13 protein-coding genes are annotated in these 20,842 nt (G+C 43.4%); 4 read left to right on the top strand and 9 right to left on the bottom strand.

What is annotated here, in order from left to right:
• Window positions 1-162: 162 nt before the first annotated feature.
• The gene (locus tag MJX74_RS21190) at window positions 163-1,257 is read right to left on the bottom strand and encodes a DNA cytosine methyltransferase (RefSeq protein WP_240225051.1); all 1,095 of its coding nucleotides are present in this window, start codon (window positions 1,255-1,257) and stop codon (window positions 163-165) included.
• Window positions 1,258-1,407: 150 nt separating this feature from the next.
• Between MJX74_RS21190 and MJX74_RS21185 the strand changes: the two genes are divergently transcribed.
• Entirely contained in the window at window positions 1,408-2,997 is a 1,590-nt protein-coding gene (locus tag MJX74_RS21185) for a nuclease-related domain-containing DEAD/DEAH box helicase (RefSeq protein WP_240225050.1), read from the top strand.
• Window positions 2,998-3,196: 199 nt separating this feature from the next.
• Complete coding sequence (locus MJX74_RS21180; protein ID WP_240225049.1) at window positions 3,197-4,987, top strand: hypothetical protein; 1,791 nt, start codon at window positions 3,197-3,199, stop codon at window positions 4,985-4,987.
• 74 nt (window positions 4,988-5,061) lie between these two features.
• Here the strand turns inward: MJX74_RS21180 and MJX74_RS21175 are convergent, their stop codons facing one another.
• The 8 genes from MJX74_RS21175 to MJX74_RS21140 form a co-directional block, all read right to left on the bottom strand.
• On the bottom strand, window positions 5,062-6,759 hold the full coding sequence (locus tag MJX74_RS21175; protein ID WP_240225048.1) for a hypothetical protein: 1,698 nt from the start codon (window positions 6,757-6,759) through the stop codon (window positions 5,062-5,064).
• 14 nt (window positions 6,760-6,773) lie between these two features.
• Window positions 6,774-9,833: a helicase-related protein gene (locus MJX74_RS21170; RefSeq protein WP_240225047.1), complete on the bottom strand. Its 3,060-nt coding sequence runs from the start codon at window positions 9,831-9,833 to the stop codon at window positions 6,774-6,776.
• A gap of 46 nt (window positions 9,834-9,879) precedes the next feature.
• Window positions 9,880-11,025 carry a sigma-70 family RNA polymerase sigma factor gene (locus tag MJX74_RS21165; RefSeq protein WP_240225046.1) on the bottom strand — a complete coding sequence of 382 codons (1,146 nt, stop codon included), beginning with the start codon at window positions 11,023-11,025 and terminating at the stop codon, window positions 9,880-9,882.
• Between the two features lie 109 nt (window positions 11,026-11,134).
• Window positions 11,135-12,748, bottom strand: coding sequence for a Tn7-like element transposition protein TnsE (locus MJX74_RS21160; RefSeq protein WP_240225045.1), 1,614 nt, complete (start codon window positions 12,746-12,748; stop codon window positions 11,135-11,137).
• Window positions 12,749-12,752: 4 nt separating this feature from the next.
• Entirely contained in the window at window positions 12,753-14,264 is a 1,512-nt protein-coding gene (locus MJX74_RS21155; protein WP_240225044.1) for a TnsD family Tn7-like transposition protein, read from the bottom strand.
• 2 nt (window positions 14,265-14,266) lie between these two features.
• Window positions 14,267-15,877 (bottom strand): ATP-binding protein, encoded by a 1,611-nt coding sequence (locus MJX74_RS21150; RefSeq protein WP_240225043.1) that lies wholly within the window; start codon window positions 15,875-15,877, stop codon window positions 14,267-14,269.
• Complete coding sequence (locus MJX74_RS21145) at window positions 15,870-17,960, bottom strand: Mu transposase C-terminal domain-containing protein (RefSeq protein WP_240225042.1); 2,091 nt, start codon at window positions 17,958-17,960, stop codon at window positions 15,870-15,872. Before MJX74_RS21145 ends, MJX74_RS21150 begins: the two co-directional genes overlap by 8 nt.
• Entirely contained in the window at window positions 17,947-18,816 is an 870-nt protein-coding gene (locus tag MJX74_RS21140; protein ID WP_240225041.1) for a TnsA endonuclease C-terminal domain-containing protein, read from the bottom strand. The genes MJX74_RS21145 and MJX74_RS21140 overlap by 14 nt, the downstream gene beginning before the upstream one ends.
• Before the next feature lie 141 nt (window positions 18,817-18,957).
• Between MJX74_RS21140 and MJX74_RS21135 the strand changes: the two genes are divergently transcribed.
• Both MJX74_RS21135 and MJX74_RS21130 read left to right on the top strand, forming a co-directional pair.
• Window positions 18,958-19,302 (top strand): hypothetical protein, encoded by a 345-nt coding sequence (locus tag MJX74_RS21135; protein WP_240225040.1) that lies wholly within the window; start codon window positions 18,958-18,960, stop codon window positions 19,300-19,302.
• 21 nt (window positions 19,303-19,323) lie between these two features.
• A complete protein-coding gene (locus tag MJX74_RS21130) occupies window positions 19,324-20,733 on the top strand; it encodes a hypothetical protein (protein ID WP_240225039.1) in 1,410 nt (469 codons plus the stop codon).
• Window positions 20,734-20,842: the final 109 nt, after the last annotated feature.

Below are 20,842 nucleotides of genomic sequence, written 5' to 3'. Positions count from 1 at the left end.
TTGTCATTTAAAAATAAAGATTCACCATAAAAACACCTGCATAACGCATAATTATGAAACAGTGTGACATTGTGAAAGCCTAAAGTTTCATCATGGACCCACCGGACTAAATTTGACTCACTCGTGAGTTTGAAAATAAAATTTCAACACGAGCGTTGGAATTTAATAATCGGAGCATTCAGTCTGTAAAGACTTGCGCTGACGAGTGGCTCTCTCCATCCGTTTGGGCATATTTTCGTTCACATGTTTAATTATTGATAATCCCACAACTTCCCCTAAACGAACTGGAACCGCATTCCCGATCATTCGCCCAAGAACACCAGTTTCTACTCTGCTGTTATCTTGTATGAACTTGTATTCATCAGGAAACGACTGCAGTATTGCTGCTTCCCTGTAGCTGATTGCTCGATGCTGTTCTGGATGACCAAATCGACCATTCCCAAATCCATAGCACTGAGTCGTCATTGTTGGACTTGGTTTATCCCATTCCATCCTTCCATAAACACTCGCATAACCTTTACCGGACTCTTTTGTATGACATGCCGCCCTCAGATGCAAAGGCCAATCTTTCCAAGTTCCACCTGGTTTTGACGCTTTTATCCGTTCAAGGTTTAACTCACTAAGCTTACTTGTCCTGTGCAAAGGGTCAACGGGATCACAACCACCAGCTATTAGTTTAGGTAGATGCCCAATAACATCACGTACAGTTCTGTAATTAGCTGCGCTATGCGTCGGAGCGAGAAGCTCTATATTGCCTGTTTTAGAAGCTAATAAGACCAGTCTCTTTCTAGTTTGTGCCATACCATAATTAGGACAAAAAACTACTGAATCAGATACTTGGTAACCATCTAATTTCAACAGTTTTTTGAAGTCGTCGTACACTGAATGTTTCACAAGCTCAGGGACATTTTCCATCGTCACAAGATCCGGCTGTACCTCCGATATCAAGCGAGCAAAGTGATACAATAGGCCCCAGCGTTCATCTTTTGGTCTATTTTGTGTGTATTTTGAGAATGGCTGACATGGCGCACAACCTGCTAAGAGTTTGATGCTTCCTTTAGGGTACAAACCTAAAAGCTCTTCACCTGTTATATCAGCAACATCTTTCAATACGAATTGAGCATTGTTATTTTTCTCATAAGGAAAACGGCATGCGGGGTCTATATCAAATCCTGCAGCAACTTTTATACCTGCCAAAGCCAACCCGTGGGTCAATCCACCTGCACCACAAAACAAATCAATTCCTGAGATTTCCATTTAAGTTTTCACTAAAAATAGCTGCCAGCCTTAGCTGGCAGTTTAGCACCTGAACAGGAAAATATCGAGATTGATTTTCAAGTTTTACTTAGAGCCATTAGCGTGTAAGAATCATTAAAAAGGAACAATATAGTCAACAGGATTGAGACAATGGCTCAAATGATCACAACAAATTTATCAGCAAAAACGCCAGCATCTGAAGTGAAAGTTATCAATGCTCTTAAGCCTTTATCGGGGTTGGTGGTCTTACACTCTGTAGTTTGGCAATCAAGACGGAACCATAAACAAAGTGATGGCGAAGCAGATTTCATCATCATAGATCCAAACCAAGGCATTCTAGTATTAGAGGTCAAAGGTGGGAACATCGCCATAGATAACGGCGTTTGGTACTCAACAGACAAGTATGCTGTCAAGCACAAGATAAAAGATCCATTTCAACAGGCTAAAGATTCTAAACATGCATTATTAAAATACTTATCAGATGTATGCCCACAACTCAAAAGTATTCCGGTTATACATGCAGTATGCTTCCCCGACATCATCTTAAAAGAGAGTATTAGCGCTAATGCCCCAAGAAAAATAATAATTGATAGAATCGATTTGAAGGTCATGCAAAGAGCTTTAAGTGACGTATTTGCACATTGGGGTAGCGCCAAACATATTACGCAATTAGAAGTTGAAAAGTTAAAAAGACTGCTCGCTCCCACTTTATTCGTTATCAAAAGAATGGGTCATGAGGTTGAGGATTTAGATAAAGCATTGGTAGAGCTCACATCAGAGCAAGTCCAGGTTCTTCACTCCCTCAAAAGGTGTAATTTTGCGGTCATTTATGGCAAAGCAGGAACAGGCAAAACAATATTAGCTCTGGAAAAAGCGATTCAACTTAATGAGTCAGGATTCAAAGTTGGGTTACTCTGTTTCAATACCAACCTTAAAACCCATATACAACAATCTATTGAGGATAAGGGAATAACTGTGAATACATTTCATGGATTTGTTCTTACCGAAGCCAAACGAATTGGCATCAAAATTCCTCAACAACTCGACGACCAATGGTTTGAAAATGGGGCTATATCAATACTTCAGGATATAACGCCATGTTTCGATGCAATTATAATTGATGAAGCACAAGATTTTTCGTCTGAATGGCTACTCTCGTTACAGCGATTGATACCGAAAGATGGAATATTTTATTTATTTGCGGACCCTCTGCAGGAATTCTACAGAAAAGATTGGCAGCCCCCTGTAAATGCCTTCCCTTTCGAGTTGATACTGAACTGCCGAAACACTAGACAGATCGCTGAAAAAGTATTCAACGTGCTAACTGACACACCTGCTGGTAAGTTAGTGGACGGGCCATCACCTCAGTTTATCGAAGCGCTAAACATAGAATCTGCGATAAAAGTAGCAACAGACATCTTAGAACATCTAATGCTAAATGAAGGAGTAAAGCATTCTGATATTGTCGTATTGACCGATACGAACGCAACACTGTCACTCTTAAGGACGAGAATAGTCGCAGACTACTCACTTACCTCCATTGATAAGTATGGAGTCACCACGGAGACAATATATAAATTTAAAGGGCTAGAGCGGAATATTGTTATCGTAATAATTGGTGAAAAACCAGACAAAGAAAAGCTCAAATCTTTAGGTTATGTTGCGCTCAGCCGAGCAAAGGTAGGACTTTATCTTATCACATCTGCAGGAGTTAAAGATGAGTTGCGCTGGGGAGACTAGCCACGGGGGCTTTTGGCTAAAAAATTGTGACTCATCTGTGTTAAAACCTAAAATTAGGTAGTGAATCATTAAAAAGTAACTAGTTACATGTGGCACTGACATGTGCATGCTAGTTAAACCAATATTGACAAGGAGCGTGTAAGTTTGGAATACATGAAAAGTGACGCTGCTCCAACTCTATGTTTATGGACCGTGAACTATGGCTGATTCGCATGCACAAGCGCTCAGACAATTTGCAGAAGCCCATCTCGCAGACACTCTTAACCTATTGCCAAGTGACCCTATACGCCGGTTTATCTTGTTCATTGAAGTCGTTCGGGCAATGGACTACTGGGGAACCTCTGCAAAGGCAATAATAGGCGACAACGAGGAAAAAGCGCAATCGTTGGATTTGATGTATTGGGGATGGAACAGGACTGTAGCCGAGCTCTTTAGGCCATTAGATCAGCAAGGGGTCTTTCATCTGATGGAAAGTACTCATGAATCGCGAAGCTATGCCGCAAGCCTCATGCAGGAGTTCGGTAAAGTTTCGCTGCTACGACGCATAGCCGATATGAGCGAGCGTGGCATTATGAAAATCACCCAAGAAAACGGAGAATTTCACATACGCATGGACGATTGCGCCCGCGCACAATTCGCTGACTTAGAGGAGTTCGACCGACTTAAAACCGCAGAAGTGAATTTGCCACCGTCGAATGCAGGCTGGAAGATGACGTCAATCCGAGATGCCTTACGATTCCCTGACATGCCAGGCAACTATATAGCCTTTGACGATCCACCAGTAAAGCGCTGGCTTAGATCTGATATTGAGGAACTGATCAAACCCCTCGTAGCGCCCTGGAATACAGGGCGCGGCGTCATGGTTTCCTATGGCGCCCGAATAGAGGTAGACAAACACTACATGGCAGAAGCTCTCTCCCTTGCAACCTCGTGGCGTGAGGCTGCGGGCATAGATCCCAAAGCTAAACTCGGCTCATTTACCGGTGCCGACTTTGCAGCTGTGGGAGCAGCTCTCATAAGTCTTCATACCAAACACTTCGGCTGCGTATCCGTTGCTAAAAAGCTTTTCCCCCAAGTGTCAGTACCCCAAAGCCTGACTATCTGGGGACCAAGAGATGCGCTTGAAGAATCGATATCTATCGTGAGTGGCCTTTCCAAGTCTGTAGTTCAGTCCGTGTTCGCCACGATGGCAATGACACCTGAGCAGACTAGAAAGCTGGCGGAACACTCAACACCTCTAATCCCTCTACTCTTCGACCTCGGCAATGGTCTAATCCTGCGCCCAGTGTCATGTTTAACCCGAAACCCTTTCACAGCAGCCAGAACCCAGCATCAATGGTTGGTTCCAAATACTGAAAACGCCATCGCCGCTGACCGGGAGGACTGGATGCGTAACCACCTTTACGCAATGTTCGGCGGTCGGCGCTACATCTGTTTCCCTGGCAACCTGAAGTTACGGCGAAAAGGCTCTGTATTGACAGACATTGACGCGGCAATATACGACAGGGTGACTGGTGAAGTTGGGCTCTTCCAGCTGAAGTGGCAAGACTACTCCACCAACGACGTCCGCCAACTTCGGAGCAAAGCAACAAACCTATCGGCTGAGCTTACAGACTGGTCCGGCAGGGTCAGGTCGTGGATTGAGGAGCATGGATCCTCGGCACTGGACAAATCTTTACAGCTCAAACTCAAACGTGGAGAAAAGGTCAAGAGCGTCCTGCTCTTTGCTATTTCAAGGTCATCTGTTCGAACTCGTGGCTACGGCGTAATAACCGATGCTCCATATCTGGCAATGGCTGTTTGGCCACAATTTGCTCGTGCGCGTATGGAAATCGGTCCTTCTGAGATGCCACTACGTGACATCCATAAGCGACTACTCGAAGAGTACGGACACATACCAAATATCTACCCGATGCCGGCTTCAATATCGGTGGCTAAAACAACACTTCATATTTACGACTTTTGGAGCAGAATTGACAGATCTACATGAGTAACTGAAACGTGATCTGTCTAACAGTGTCGCCAACTATTCACTTTCAGCAACGAACACTAATCCATTACATGTTAAAAATAGCCGTTCGGTCCGAACAACGTATCTCGATTCAAGTGCAGATTAAAATATCGACAAGAAGGCTCTCCGAGATGAAGACATCCCATGCAAGCCCCCCCAGTATCAAGACAGCCAGGGTCTAATACACATCGGTGTTCATCAAAAACGACAGCATTTAGAAATTGGTTAAGGCCAGATTCAAACATCGCCTGTAATCCTCCCAGAACAAAATCTCCTCTAGCTGATGCATATACAAAAAAACCAAGGTGTAATGGCACGATTAGTTCAGACAAACTATTTCGATCAATACCTGAATGGATAGCTGCAATACGAATGAACCGATGAGCATAGGAATGTATTAGTGTTAATAGGTCACTTCCCGCGGAATCATCTGTGCTAAAGACTGACGGTATATCAATAGACTCTATTATTGCCGCACGGCAAGATTTGTCATCATTATAAGGGCCTATAGAAAATCCTCGTTCAAGAAGCCAACGCGCAACACTCATTGGATCCAAGCGAATAAATAATGCTTCCGTCTTCGCAATATCAGCATAAACTGTATAGCCCCCTCCTTTTCGCGCCTTGAAAGGCACAAGCATGTCTTCACCTGCGGGGTTTCCTCCTCGAGAGTAACCGTACTGCCCTGTCATTATCGGAAAGCGCTCAATTAAATCAATAGATGCAAGCTTTGCAGTTTGCAAAGCTTCACTATACTTATTTTTGTAAACGTCAAATAGTGCTGCTTTTGGTGAGGTTTTTTCGATTAGAGAGTCGATAGTAACTCGAGATTCGATGGTCGCCAGAGCAATAGTGACAGCCTGCGCCTCAGCCTCATCAAGCTTATCTGAACTCACACTCAGTGATACTGAATTGGTGTTTCCAATAGCATCTCCGGCAGCGGCAAGCATCTGTTCTACAACATTTAACGGAAGTCCTTGAGACAACAATTGTTGCTTCAAGGATTCTTTATTACTGGTAACGTCTTTAATTGTTGGTTCTTTCATACCCCCCAATACCCACGACAAAGCCTTGGCTCGGCCGCCAGCTTCATTGACTGACTGCAAATGCTCTCGAGATGGGGGATTTACAATAACAATTGATCTTGAAGTATACACAGAAGCTGCACGATGTGGCTGATACTTAAGCGGGCCTTGCCCACACTGGCAGCTCGCGTGGCTAAATCCTTTTCTTATTAAAACATTACAAACCGGACAGTCAAAAATAATCTCTGTAGCAGAAGCTGTTCCAGGGAAAATAGCCCTAACCTGATTGTGCTCTTTACACTTTTGGATCCATGGCTGTTTAATCGTTCCACATTTGTCGTGAAATCCAACAAAAAATAATTGTCCTTTATCGCCTTTTGCGCCACATTGACATTGAAAGTCGATCTGGTCATGGAGTCTTTTACAACTTTTACACTGCCAGTTTTTAGGAAATGGTTCGACTTCAACTCCGTTATTTAGGTTAAGCGTTACGACTTTCAGGTCCGCTTTGGCTCGTAAATGATTTACGAAGCCGTTATCCATTTTAGAGTTAGCCCAAGGGGTTGCTTGCTTTATTATCTCTCTACGAACACTTTCAATATCTATCTCGCTTCGCACAATTGGATATATCCAATCCTTTACTTTCCATACTTTACCTTGTAAATCGATAGTCTGATCAGGTAAAAAACCAAACAAAATCTGTGACGCGCTTCTATAGGCTTTCATTGTATAAATTACTCCTACACCAACTTGCCGATAATTCGAACCTGCGTTTCAACATCTCGCAATGACATCATCGCACCTCGGTCTGAAGGCATTAAATCTGAGAGAAAATTGGCGTCTTTTGGGAGAATATCTATGTTCTGCTTTAGAAGTTCGAACCAATTAATAATGTCATTTTTTAAAGGTTCGTCTAACTCTCCATCCAGCTGAAGCGTCTCAAACAAGCGTGTATATTCTTCCTCAATATTGAAATTCGAATTGTTTGCATATTGCTTAAATGATTTCGCCATAACCAATGATTGGCCAGACTCAGCTTCATGTAGCATCAGAATTCTAGCTAAGGCTAGTCCGGGAATTGTTCTATCCAGGACTTGGCGACTTCGTTTAGTGATTGGTATGGGCTCAACAAACCTGTCTCCTTGCTCTATAAAATATTTAAAGGAACGATAGACAGCGGCATCACGTTCTCGGCCTATTTTATGTACAACAAAAACAAGTGCGGGATATCTTCTTCCTACCCTAGCTGTCGCTTGTATAAACTCAGCGGCGGAGAGAGGTAGGCCTAACATAACCATGATGTTAAGCCGATCGATATCAACGCCATGAGACATCATAGAAGACGCAGAGACAATATGAACTCGTTCTTCGAAGTTATCCTCTGGCTTTTCTAACCGATGTAAAATCCTAATAACTTCTTCAAACTCAGTCTTTCCAGTTAGAGATATTGTGTTAACTTTCCCATGGACGTCGCTAAGCTGAGTGTCCGCCGACCGGACCACAGCTTCAAGGTCTCTAAGAGTGTTACCGTATACGACATTAGTCCCATACTCAGAAATTATCTGAGGAAAAAATTTGGCGTCGACACCTATTTCGGTACTCATGTTGACCGGATTATTTACCAGTTCACGAATAGCGATCTGTAATTCGTTCAACAATCTGTCTACAACGTACTCAATCGTAACGCCTTTCGGGGCGATGGCGACAAAACGTCTCATCAAGTCGTTCGAATCAGAACTCCAAAAACCACTTCCTATTTTGGGAGGAAGGACTGGAAAAACCCTAGCTTGCCTTCTGTATAAGACATCAACTTGTTTCTTATAACCAGTGAGCGTCGCAGAAGAAGCAAGTATTTTAGGTGTGCGATCGCAGAGTTCTTTTTGTAGCTGATCATACAAAGCTTCATAATGCGAATCGACAGCTCCCAAGCTATCTCTTAATAAATGAAGTTCATCCTGTAAACGAAAAGAGGGGCCATAAAGTTCTTTTTTCATAGGTAGCGGATTAAGGACACCCTTACATCCTGGGACGGAACAACCAGTTGGTTTAGAGCTCCTCGCCGCATAAGTATAGCCATGCCCGTCGATAGAGCACAGGCCTAGAGGAGCCCCCACAAACCCTCTCATTGAGGCCTGTATCGCTATTGATGCAGCTTTGTCTAGAGTACCAACGATAATTGTTGGTAAGAATCGATAAATCTCTTCATCAACAATATAAATTGGCAGGGCTTTATCTAAATATGAGCAACCTGAATTGCCACAACGATGCTCTAATTTCCAGAGTTTTCGGTCAAATACCATTTTGATATTTGATCGATGGCAAAAAGGGCAGTATTCGAGTACTTGGTACTTATAAGGCATAGCCTCGTCGTCGTAATCAGGCTCACCTACCTTTGGTTCTAGAGGTATTCTGTTAGGAGTGGCTCCATTACCGACGAAAAATCCCAGAGAAAACGGATCACCGCCTATTTCTTCTGATTCTCTAACTATTTCAGCGCCCGCAATGGTATTTGCAAACCGCTGCGTTTGCTGAAGCGACAACATTCTTAAGGGAAACCGACTCCACGCAGTTATGCCTGAGAGTTTGCCATTAAGTCGCTCATATAACATGGCGGTTGTTAATAGACCTAAATAAGTTTCCGTTTTACCTCCACCTGTTGCAAACCATACTACGTCAACGATTTCGCTTTCTAGCGTTTGATCTACAATCGTATTTAAATTCGCGAGCAAAAAACCCAACTGAAAAGGCCGCCAACTGTTGTACTTTCCATTAGAGCTATGTTTTATAGCCTTATTCATTCCCTGGAATGACTTCAACAATAATGGATTAGCTTTCAGAAGCTGAATACCTTTGCTGATTCGGGATTGCTCTTCATGAAACTCTGAAGAGGCTTCTGTCGCTTGTTGTAGCATACCTTGAGGCCACTTTTCGTCCTGGGCTCTATTGGCAAGAACAGCGTCCCCCCAATTGACATTACCCCACTTAGTTAAACTGCTAAGTAATTTTTCACATTCAGGTATTGGATTATCCGCTAAAGTTTTAAATGACAAATCTGGTTCATTGTCATCAACACTCCAATAGTTTGGTCTGTAGCGTTCAACAGAGACGCTATCATCTGTTGATACCGAGAGATTATTTGAGATGTTTACACCACAGTTTATTCCGTATGCCCAGACATCTCGATCGTATCGAAATGAATCCTCCAGAGATTCAAGTTCAAATGGAATTAACTTCAGCCCATCTAAAGCCAATTGGCACTCATATAACCTAGTGTCAGCTAAGACAGACTTTTCTATTTTTTTAGGGGAGATATTAACCAGCGAAATGACCAATTCGGGATGACCGTCCCGCCCATGCGCTACCTCAACATCAACCCTGGCGCATATACCCTTTTGCCCCGTAATCTTGCTAACTTCTGCAGCGATTTGCGCTTCCAAATGACAGGTACGTCCTACTGAATATGGTATTGTTATAAGTTCTTCAATGCTAATCAGTTCTGATTTAACCCACCCCACATGCTTTGGGGGTTTAGTCCAAACTTTGAACTTTATCTTTACAAGAAACGTCCACTCATTTGTCCTTTCTGTTCGAACCTTGATTCCCATAGCACAGGGTTCTAATCTTTCAGATTTTTCCCCCCATTTAGCTTTGTCTATTCCCTCAATGGATTGAAGCCTGGCTAACCAAAACTTACCTGACGGCTCAACATTTAGAAAAGAGTCGTTGTCCCCGCGACCAGCACAAGTCATGCGAGTGGTTAACCAGTCAATGAATTTCTCTCTTGCTTCAGTAATACTCATATTCAACTCCATCTAGAGAACATGTATTGACCAAAATAAAGGATGGCTATTTAAGGTGAAGTCTAAGTTCATCAGAGAGCCTTGATGTTTGCAGTTGGAGCAACGCTTTTTGTTGAATTTGCCTGATGCGTTCTCTGGTGACGTTATAGATCTCACCAACTTCTTCCAGAGTCATCCCATCATCTGCAGAATCTATTCCATAGCGCCTTTTAAGGATATCTGCTTCCCTATCCGTCAAACAGCACAATGCATTTTCAATAAGATTATGTATCTCGCTATCTAAAGTTATACTCTCTGGCGTTGAGTAATGAGACACAACATCATCTAGAACACTTTCATTGTTCGATTGCCAGTGAATGCCGTCTAAAGACAAGGGTGATAAAATAGAGACTTGAAAAACAAAGTGTATTTTATCCAAAGTCCAATCAAGTTCTTCAGCAAGCTCAGTTAACTTGGGCTCTCGATCATAATTTATTTGTTTTATTAGGCGATATGCTCTTTTAAACTTCAGCACATCTTGGTACATATGATTCGGTAGTCTGATCACTGCCCCTTTATCGCATAACGCCCTAATAATTGCTTGCCTAATCCACCACATCGCGTAGGTAGAAAACTTATATCCGAGAGTTCGATCAAACTTCTCAACAGCCCGATTTAGGCCGATAAAGCCTTCTTGAAACAAGTCTTCTAGCGTTAAGGTAGACATCCCACTGAAAAATTTTGCACATTTATGGATCAAACCGAGGTTTGATAACAACATTTTTTCTCGTGCCTGAGCCGCTCTTTTGATGAAGTCCTTATGAGATTCAGTAGCAGTCACGCCACTTTCAATTTCCGAAAAAGCCCGAGCTCCTAACTCCATTTGATAAGATAGTTCAACTTCTTCCTTGGCTGTAAGCAACTTGGTTTTAGTAATTATTCGTTCAATTAAATACGTCGATTTATCGTTATCTTCGAGCTCATTATGTGGTAATTCATTCTCATCAGCTACCGCCTCAGGGAAATCATCAAGGCAAACATTAGCCAAATCTAATTTTTCAAAAACTAGCTTTCCTTCGTTAGTAGTTAAGTTCCTTTTAACAATCAATCTCTCAACCTGACTCCGTGTCAGATTTCCGCCCATACGCTCATAATCGTCCATAAGGTCATTGAATACCTTACAGATTTTTAAATCATCAACTTCCCTATCCAATTAAGTCTCATAGCATCATATATGTTCCTGAAAACAACATAACAAATACATTCTTCAAATGGAATTTTATTCACTATCAATAGCTCAATGAACAGGTCTGGAGTAAACTTTACAGATGTTGTAGGGAGCCAGACAAACGGCATACCCATGACTCAATTTTCTTCTCGCTTAAAATACCGTCATTACCAAACTCAGGATGCTTAATCGCGGAAGTCCTTAATGGACTGGCTACATGCCATCTCAACGATTTTTTTAAAGTCAAAACAAGCGTTTTTTCAAGTAACTCATTAAAATCCGGACAGGAGTGAAGTATTAGGGTAGAAATAGCTCTGGCACCATCAGAGGTATCAATATCCAGTATATATCGCACTTCGCCATCAGTTCGCCTAAACTTGGCCAGTAAATAACACCTTGGCTGTTCATGAGTCATTTTGTGATAACTACAGCGCTTAACAACTGGTAAAGGTTCAACTTTTATTCCTATGTACTCTAAACGCTGATCTTTTGACAATTGCTTTATCACATCAATCAGTGCAGTAAAGCGTTCCGCATAGCGGTTCGCATCACCTTCATGACCCACTCCTAACTGATCGAAATCGCCAGCTCGTCCACAACCTTCAATAACATCATCTTTTGTGCTTACAGCCAGAACAGCTCCATCATTCGACAAGCTTTCCCCAACCCCTTTACCTCCGGGATATCCTTTCTGTCCTTTGTAATTTACTTTGGTTTTTATTTCCCGATCGAAGGACAGGCTTTCGCTGGGTAATTCAATCCGAACCCGTTCACTGTCTCCGGACGGCTCATCTTCAGTGTCAATTTCAATGGCAGTTGGGGAACATCCGCCAGCTCCACCACCGGCAGCATCTCCATTTTTTACTGGTTTTTTTAATTGCGGATGGCTAAATATGACTGTGCGGAGGGAGTTGTGCGGCAAACCGGAAAGCGATGCAATTTCCCACACCAACATCTCTTTTTCTTCATGGTTGTATATGCCTCGGAACATTGCTTCCACACCAGCAATACTGGTCGGCGGGTTGAAGTTAAACACCCAACGGCAGTAGCCATTTTTAATGGTTTGTTCAGCGTTTAATTTCTGCCAGATGGACTCAAACGAATTGCGGATATCCTTGTTCACCAGAAGCCACGAAAAAAACTCCCGATAAGTAGGCTGTTTTAAAAAGGCTATTGGGACACCGGTTCGACTGGGTGTGAATACATCATATGAAAGTTTGTCAGCGCCTAAACGCATTTGGAACAAATTATCCAGGCCATTCGGTAAATAGGCAGCTCTAACCATGAACCCTGCATGGAAAAACAGTTTTCGAGCAAGTTCCAGCTTTGGTAGCCATACTTTCACTCCACCAGCTATGAATACAAAGCATCTTTGATTGGCGACTTCCGATTTGGCGGCCAGGCGCTTTGCCAATTGAGAACAATCCCCAAGCAATGCATCTTCCCATTGTTCAACGGGAGGAAAAGTAAGTGTTTGATGGAAACCACTGGATGTGTACAGCTGTTCTGTATTTTGTATAAATTTTCGGCCAAGCCCCATGACACAAAGGGCTTCCAGCTCGAAGTTTTCAGAATATTCCTGACGATCTAGCCTGTTGAAAAATGTTGAGAAGCGCCAGAATGAAGAAGGTTCATCCCTTCTGAACTGATTACCTAACGCGACTAACTTTGCCTCTGGTGGAATTCTCTTAAAGATCTTTTTTTGCATTGATTTACAAGACTTCCCTTTCTAACAACTCCATAAACTTCAATGTCAGTGGTCGCGTTCGGCCATTGGCCAATCCACACAACCGCTCTAATTCCCAGGCCAGACGGCTTTGATTATTCTGACGACCTAACAAAACCTGATAGGTTAATCGCCGTATTTGAAATTCAGCAACAGTCTCACTGTACCTATTTAGAAAGGATTGGCAAAGGGGTAATTTTGATAAATGTTTTTCAGCGGTCGATGAGCGAGTAAGCTGTTTTAAAAACCAATTCCGGCTCTGCCTTGGCGTTTTAAGCTCAAAATCCCTTAACGCCAACACACGGTACAACTGGCGCAAATAGTGTTTATCTCTCACCTGCCAGTTTGTATTGCTGTGATTTGTTCTTTTTAAATGCCATCCCTTGTTAGTCTCCAGTAACCAGGTCCGGTCATGTCGATACAATCTGGCATACAAGGCTTTGTGATACTGAACTCTTGCCTGTTTTACACTCAAACCAGATTGCAACAACTGAAGCCAGCGATCACGGTCAGCCTGATTAATTGGTCCTTCCGGTACCACTTTCTGTGAGCGGCTGGCTGATTCAGGAAATGAGTTTGCACAGGCAATTAGCTGTGAGACAGAGTATTGAGGTTTCAGTACCTGCCAAACCAGTAAATGCTGCAGATAACTAAAAGACTTCCGATGCTTGCGAAACATGGCTAATAACCAGGAGCTGGGGCCCACTGGTACCAGGTTCAGTGATACTAAAATTGAATGCGGCCAGTAGCTTCTGAACTTGCTGTGAAGTTCAAAACCTGAAACCTGCATACCATTTTGCATACCAGCCTCGGCTATCAGCCCTCGATAGAACAACGTCCATTGGTGATATGTAGGGCTCTGGCTTTCGGTTATGGCCAACAACTCCATAATACTGGAAGAAAGTTGTACCAGCTTAGAACTGTGATTTGTAGCTACAGCGAAGTCTTCACAATACTGAGGGCATGCTGCCAAATATTCGTGACGATGGATAGATCTCAGCGGCAGTATAGAATCACAAAGCTCGCAACCGTGGATATGGCACACCTGATAACCGGGGACCAGCCAGCGACGTAACCAGGCAAACTCGCCATACTCTTGCTGAAGCTCATTCATACACAAAGGACAATATCGAAAAAACGCTGGTAGCTTTACCGTACCAGCGCTCATACCTATCTCCACATATACAACAGAGCCGTCACTATTGATCAGCAAGTCTGTCAGGTGTTGCTTGCGGCCTTCGGGAATAAAAGGGGCATACAGCGGGAACAAGGTTCTTTGGTAGAGAAGTTGTTTAGCGTTTAACTGCTGCACATGCTGGAGACTGTTACACAACAACTGCAGTTGAGCTGGTAAGTCTGGTACAGCAATGACGGTGCGTTTTTGGTAGAGCAGATCCAGCAAATGTTTAGGGCTCTCTATCCCCATATGAACCTTACATCTGGCGAGCATGCTGTACAACAGCTCGTCCGGATAAGGCTTGGGGAAGTAAGCCAGCATAGCTAGCCAGTCCTGTCCCTGACTAATTTCAGGCCGTAAATCAGCCCCTGCTCTTTGAATAGCTGATATACATTGTTTTTATCACTACTGGCGTACAAATAACGTAAATCATTGGTTGGTAATTCCAGCCATTGAGTTCTTTTTATCCGGTTGATTTTTGGTGGTTCTTTACTGATATCTGCGGTGTATTCAGTGACTTTATGCACCAAAGCGGCCACTGACAGGTCAGGATGCTGCAGAACAACCCGATCAACAAGCGGAATAGCAATATCCTCTGGGATATCCATTTGCAACAACAGCGCAAGAAGCTTTTTGCTCTTATCAGTGGACACCTCTGAGCGAATATTTTCGGGAACAGCCTCTTCCAATGACGACATCATGGAGAATAGTCGTGCTTCAATATCCGGCATCAGCAGATCATCATACTGCTCTATTGAGCTCGGATCATTGCTGCGGAGCGCGGCTAGCATGGGATGTACAGGTTTAAACTCGTCGTCATATACCTGCATCAGCAACTGAACAGTGATACGTTCCATACCAGTCACAATAGCTCTGACCTGGGCCAACACATAAAGCTTCACTACTATGTCCATGACGCCTTGTGTCAGGTCGTACATTACATTGCCGAGCTCATCAGTGAATGGCTCGGCCTTGCGCAACCACTGGTATTCCCAGAGTTGCTTTAGGAGCAACTGCCACTGCTTGTCTTTGGGTAACCTGTCCCAAAGCAAACTGCCAAACCCTGAAATACGCCGCGCAGCGCGAAACGTTCGCTGGAAAAACTTACGAGCTCGATGAGTGCCAATCTGGATCACCGGCACACCAATAGTGTTCACCAGGGATACAAAGAAGTTATGCATCTTCTCTGCACCACCCGACCTGGCTTCATTAAGGTTTTGCACCTCATCAATCACCAAAACCCCTAACGCATGCAGATTTGCGATCTGGCACATGCTGGCCATCAGCCGCTTGGTACCCAATTTTTTCCGCCCGTGAGAAATACTGTATTGAGTATGCAAAACCCGGTCGACCTCGTTAAAAAAGCTCAGACAGAGTTCATCCAGATCAGCGTCCCCCGGACATTCCACTTTCAGATAGGTCAGTTGAGTTATGTTGTACTCTGGGTGAAATATGGCTTGCTTATATACAGAAAAAATTCGATTGATGGTTTCAGATTTGCCGCAACCTGAGCAACCAAACAATGACAAACTATTTGCGCTGGAACGAACCTGGTCAAACACATAAGCATCAAGGTCTTCGTCCTGAACCCGCTTATATCCGTTTTGCAGGTGAAGGTGATAAGCACCCTGTGCTGGATTTCTACTGAGATAGCCCTGGCGCAATATCAGCGATATTTTTTGCTCAAATTCCAGATGGTGATTCAACGGCTGAAAGAAATGATTCAGTAATCGGGCTATGGTATGAACTCTGAGCCGTCCATCCAGATTTCGCTCTGCAGCATCAAACAAAGGTTTAAGCCGCAGTTTTTCGACGACTTGCTTAGCATCATATATTGGCGGCAAAGCAGAAATGAGAGGGTTATCCCGATACTCTGGCAAGCCAGGGTCTATATATTCAGCATGAGGGATGCGGCCTTGCACTGGACTATTCATTGCCTGTGTCTTCCCCAAAAATCAAATCCGTCATATCCGGGAAGCGGCAATCTTCATTAGCATTGCTACGAATAGGCACCACTTGTGCTGGCGTACTGGTTTCTGTTCGTTCCGGTCTGAACGCTGTCACCTGTCGCTCTACTGACTTTTCTAACTGTTTGTTTTGCCTGATATGCTGCCCCAGTTTTTTAACTCCTGGCCGCTTAATTTCAGTACGTTTTTCATCGGCTTCAGCCACAATATTTTCAATCTGCTGAATCAACTTCCCTTTGGCTACCGCAGTACTCATCCGCACCTTGGCATCGGTTTTTCGCTCTTCTTTGGTGATGAGCCAAACATCCCAAAATGACAAACCACGAAAACGCCTGCTGCGATCGGTCAGGTCACAAATCCAGTATTCACTTAAATCGGAAGAAGGTCTGATATAGATATGATCTGCTGTTCTTGGATCGTAGGCGACCAATACCTTGTCAGGCCTTTTGGTTCCGGACCGATGTAACCAGCCGGCTTTAATCAATTCAGGGCAAGTGTAGAAACAGTTGAACAAATTGACACCAAGCTCTGATACTGTCGCCTCAAAGTGCGGCATCAGGTTAATCTGGACCAACTGCTCTGGCGCAGTGCGAAGCCTGCCAGTCAGATTCGACACACCCCAGCGCCACAATTCGATAGGAATTAAGGGTAAGTCAGTCGGCATATCCTCAGTACGGTCATATCCCTCCAAACCTTTAGCGGTATTGTGGTAAAGCACGCAGGCCAGAATAATTCGGGTGAACTCTGGTAGGTTCAACGTTGCGTCCTGACGATAATCATGGCCGCCGCGTTTCGTACTCATCACCGCTTCAACAACGCCAGGAGTGTAGGGTTTAAATTCGTCCTGAACTGTTCTGAAGGCTCGTTCGACAATACCTTTAGCGTCACCACGACGGGCGGTAGCGTTTTCAATACGAACGCCAAAAGCCTCAGCAAACTTTTCAACCTTGGTACCGTTTATTTCCCCTTTATCAGCCAGAATAACTGCAGGTAAACCTTTGGTGGGCCAATCATCTTCTGAGATTTCAATACCAAACCGCTGACAATACGCCACTTTATCCTCAACTATATGAGCAAGAGCGATCATAGCACTAACCCATGAAGGCCCTTCAAAGCCAATATAGAGGCCAACGACCATCCGGCTGAACACATCCTGCACTATGTAAATAACCGGCCGACCAACTATTCTGCTACGGTCATACTCAGACAACAGATAAACGTCAGCAATGGTGGCATCAATCTGGTACCTGTGGCCTGGGCCAAAGGTTTCTGCTGTCGAGGTGCTTTTTAATGGCCGGATATCTTTGGCAAATTTGACCGCTGAATGCTGCTTTTCAACGACCAGTGTTTTGGCATAGCGGCTTTGGTAGAAGTAGCGAAACTGTTCAGGTGTTGGCAGTTCTTCAGGTTGAAGCTCCGGTATCAGTGCGCCAATCAGATTCAATGCACCGGCGTAGGCCTGGCTTACCGCCGTATTCTTTTCGACAAGTAGTTTGCTGGTAACTACCTGGTGAAATACTCTTTCGATCACAGGTGTAATGTTGGTACCCACACCTGATCGCACAGTCCTTGGCCTGCCCAGCTTTGCTCTTCCAGACTGCCGTGGTTTGCCTTTAGCGCCTGAGTTTACATAATCAGGCAACAACGCATTTTTACACATACCACGCTGCCAGTAGCGACGAATGAAACGGTTTATCGTCTGGTGGGTTGCACCACTGACGGCCATCATGCGCTTAACAGCAGCGCCGCGCTCTCGAGGATAAAACAAGGCAGTATTTTCAATTTCAACTTTAATAATGGACCACGCACGCTCGCGCTTTTGCCAGTCAGTAGAGCCTTCCTCGACGCTGCGCGCAACCAAACTGAAGCAGGGGTCGTCAACCCGAGCTATCTTCTGCTGAATTAATAATTGTTCTATATCAGTGACAGCAATCTGCTCTGGCCATGCAGTTTTCGAATGTAGATCAATCCAGAACGAAAGTTCGCCATCCAGCCATAGCAGCCGGTAGTACAACTCATCACGTTTAAAAACCTGATTAACCGGAAACATAGTTGGCCTCCGTGATCTCCTTTTCAAAGGGAGTAGCGATGAGATCTGATGCCATCAACTTTCGGTAGGGCAGATTAATATCAAACTGGAAATAACGTCTGGCAAGCAGATGGCGCAACCAGAATAATGCCTGGCCGGGTTCCTGGTTATAAGCAAGGTCTAACTGCTGAGCTATTTTGATGATGGAGTCGTTTGGTTGCTTATTAAACAGGGTTTGAAACAGCAGGAACTGATGGTGTAACTCGCCTTCGGCAACCTTTTCGCTTTCTGCAGGATAAAGCCACTGAATATTCATCACCACCTCTTTGCTGATTTCCTTCTCAGTGATGATAGCCCATGGTATCTGTTTATCGTCCCAGTAGCGTTTTTCCAGTTGCAGCCGTTCAATCACTTCAGGTTTGGATAAATCACTGCTGTATTTAGCCTGAAACGCCATCAAGGGTTGAGTTTGCCGGTCAAACGTGACCAAAAAGTCTGAGCTCAACACCTGAGGTGTGCCTTTAAAAACAGCATGACTAATACCGAGCTCATCAGCAAGGCGGGTAGTATCTTCAACACGCAGCGGAAACTGTTCACGGATATCCAACACCGAGTGTTGCCAGTCCAATGTCAGAAAAATAGCCAGTTCCAAATCAGAAAGCAGGTGATGCAACCGTCGACTGCGGTTACCAAATATCCGATGAGACCGGCCAAGTGAAGAAATATCCCAGGTTTGAATCCAGGGCCTGTAATGTCGACCTTCGCCTTGCCCGCGGCCTTCTTTGACGAGCTTGCTTATCTGTTGGTGACTAAGCCCCTTGAAACGGCCAATCATATGAGATTCTCGGCGACCACATTTAGCTACAGAATCTTTCAAAATTTATTCTGATGCAATGAAAATACTAAGAAATTTAGAATACCCCAAGATAACTTGATCATTCATGTAAATTAAAATTAGATTTGACACAAACCAAAAAACATCCTATTTTAGGATTGTTAAAAACCATAAGGAGGATTTATGAGCTTAAGGTACCCATCAATTGAAACTGTCGCTTTGAGAATAGCGGTTATGCTGAAACGTTCAGATAAGAGACGAGCACGGCTAAGTGAAAAAAGCTTTCGCATACTCTCCGAGAGGATTACGCTTAGGGATGCTTTTGTCGTGAGTGTTCGTGACTATCTTGATGAGATCGGTGTAGTTCTAATTCGACTGGACAGGGGCGGCTTCGCTTTAATAAATTCATCTGCACTAGAGGGAGCGCCACCAATCCTAGTTAAATCTTTAATTCCAAAATTCAAACACATTTCAGACGATGAGCTTTGGATAGAGCTTGGATTTTCAGAATCTCAAGATTTAGAGTAAAAATAATCTTAGGGGAGAATAATGGATATTGAGGAAATGAAAACTGAAGATATTGATGAAAATATGTCGAACATATCTGCAGCTTCTTACATGCCAGAATTTCAGGTGATAAAACTTAAACCAGATTTTGATGCTTTCTCTGATCCAGAGAACCTTAAAGGATTTACCAGCCCAATACAGTTAGCAACATTTTTTCATGAGTGGATTCATTACTTTCACAATATATCGACAATTTTAGGATTAACTACCTTCTGTAATTTAACCATAATATGGTCTAATTTCAGAAATACAATCGGTCCAGATGGATGGAGTAACGCTGCTGCAAATATAAGCGAATCGGAAGTAAATGATATAATAAAACAAAATGATGTTATGTATGCCTTGCGAAGCAGAAGAAAAAGTAGCATTCCTAGTAATATACCAGTAGAGTCTATTCTATTTTCTGATATCTCCATAGAAAAAATACCAAACACAGATTTTAACTACCTTAGATGCCAAGTCTGTCTTGAAAGACATGAAGAATGCCAATACGAAGCACAAATTGGAACATACGAGATACATGAATTCGCGGCATTCATCCTAGAGAAAAAATTATGCCAGGCTCTCAACTCGCCGCCATCAGAACCGCAATTTGATCCGTATTTGCTAGTCCAGATTCTCGCAAAATCAGTTGCTCCTGAATTGTCAGAAGACGATGTCCTTAGATGTGCTCTGGCGTCTCTACAGACTGCAAATCCACCTCAAGCCTTACTTGATGTAATGAAGTTTGCTATTCAGGAAATGAGAAATGGAATTGAACCAGAAAAAGCAGTAGCACATTACAGTAAAACAGCTCTCGACGCATACTCTCAGGAATCGCTAAGTTCGCTAGAGCGAATCCAATCAATGTTTACTGTGGATGAGCCAATGGCAAGATTTATTAAAGGCACATGCCAGAGAATAAGAGAAAACATAGAGAAACGGAAAGAAACGCCTTTCATTGAATTTTCGTTTATTGATCATATTTCTAAGAATCCTTCAAATTTTAATAGTTTAATATCAACTTATGGTGCCCCAACGTTGATACAACAACAACATGGGGATGAAAATGTTATTGGACGAGACATTATCTATGAGTTCGCGAATGACGAACTTGTTAAGAGCAGGAGTAGCGATGGAAGAACAACACTATATACGGCTTTTAGATTTGCCTGGTTACATATAAAAAAAGGGGCTATCGCTCAAACAAACGCCTTAACAGGTAGTTGTCCACTATACACTTCATGCGTTTTCGACTACAGGAAAAATAACCCGCACCACTGTCGACATAAGCCGTGGTTGTCTGTATCAGAAGAAAGACTCTGCGACTACGGAATAGGTGTTCATATTACGCGACCTCCAGCTCAGGAAGGGAATACAGAGCAAATTAAGTTAAAGAACATAATTAATTGATTGGATAGTAGATTTACCGAAAATATTCAGTAACCGAAATTAGGATGACACTATATTTTCAATGACTGAATTTTATTATGTGGGGTGAAACTTTATTTTCACCCCACAG

The organism is Rheinheimera hassiensis (assembly GCF_022436675.1).
Taxonomy (GTDB): Bacteria; Pseudomonadota; Gammaproteobacteria; order Enterobacterales; family Alteromonadaceae; genus Alishewanella; species Alishewanella hassiensis.
Note: the sequence above shows the minus strand (reverse complement) of the source record. Positions and strands in the feature narration are given on the sequence as shown.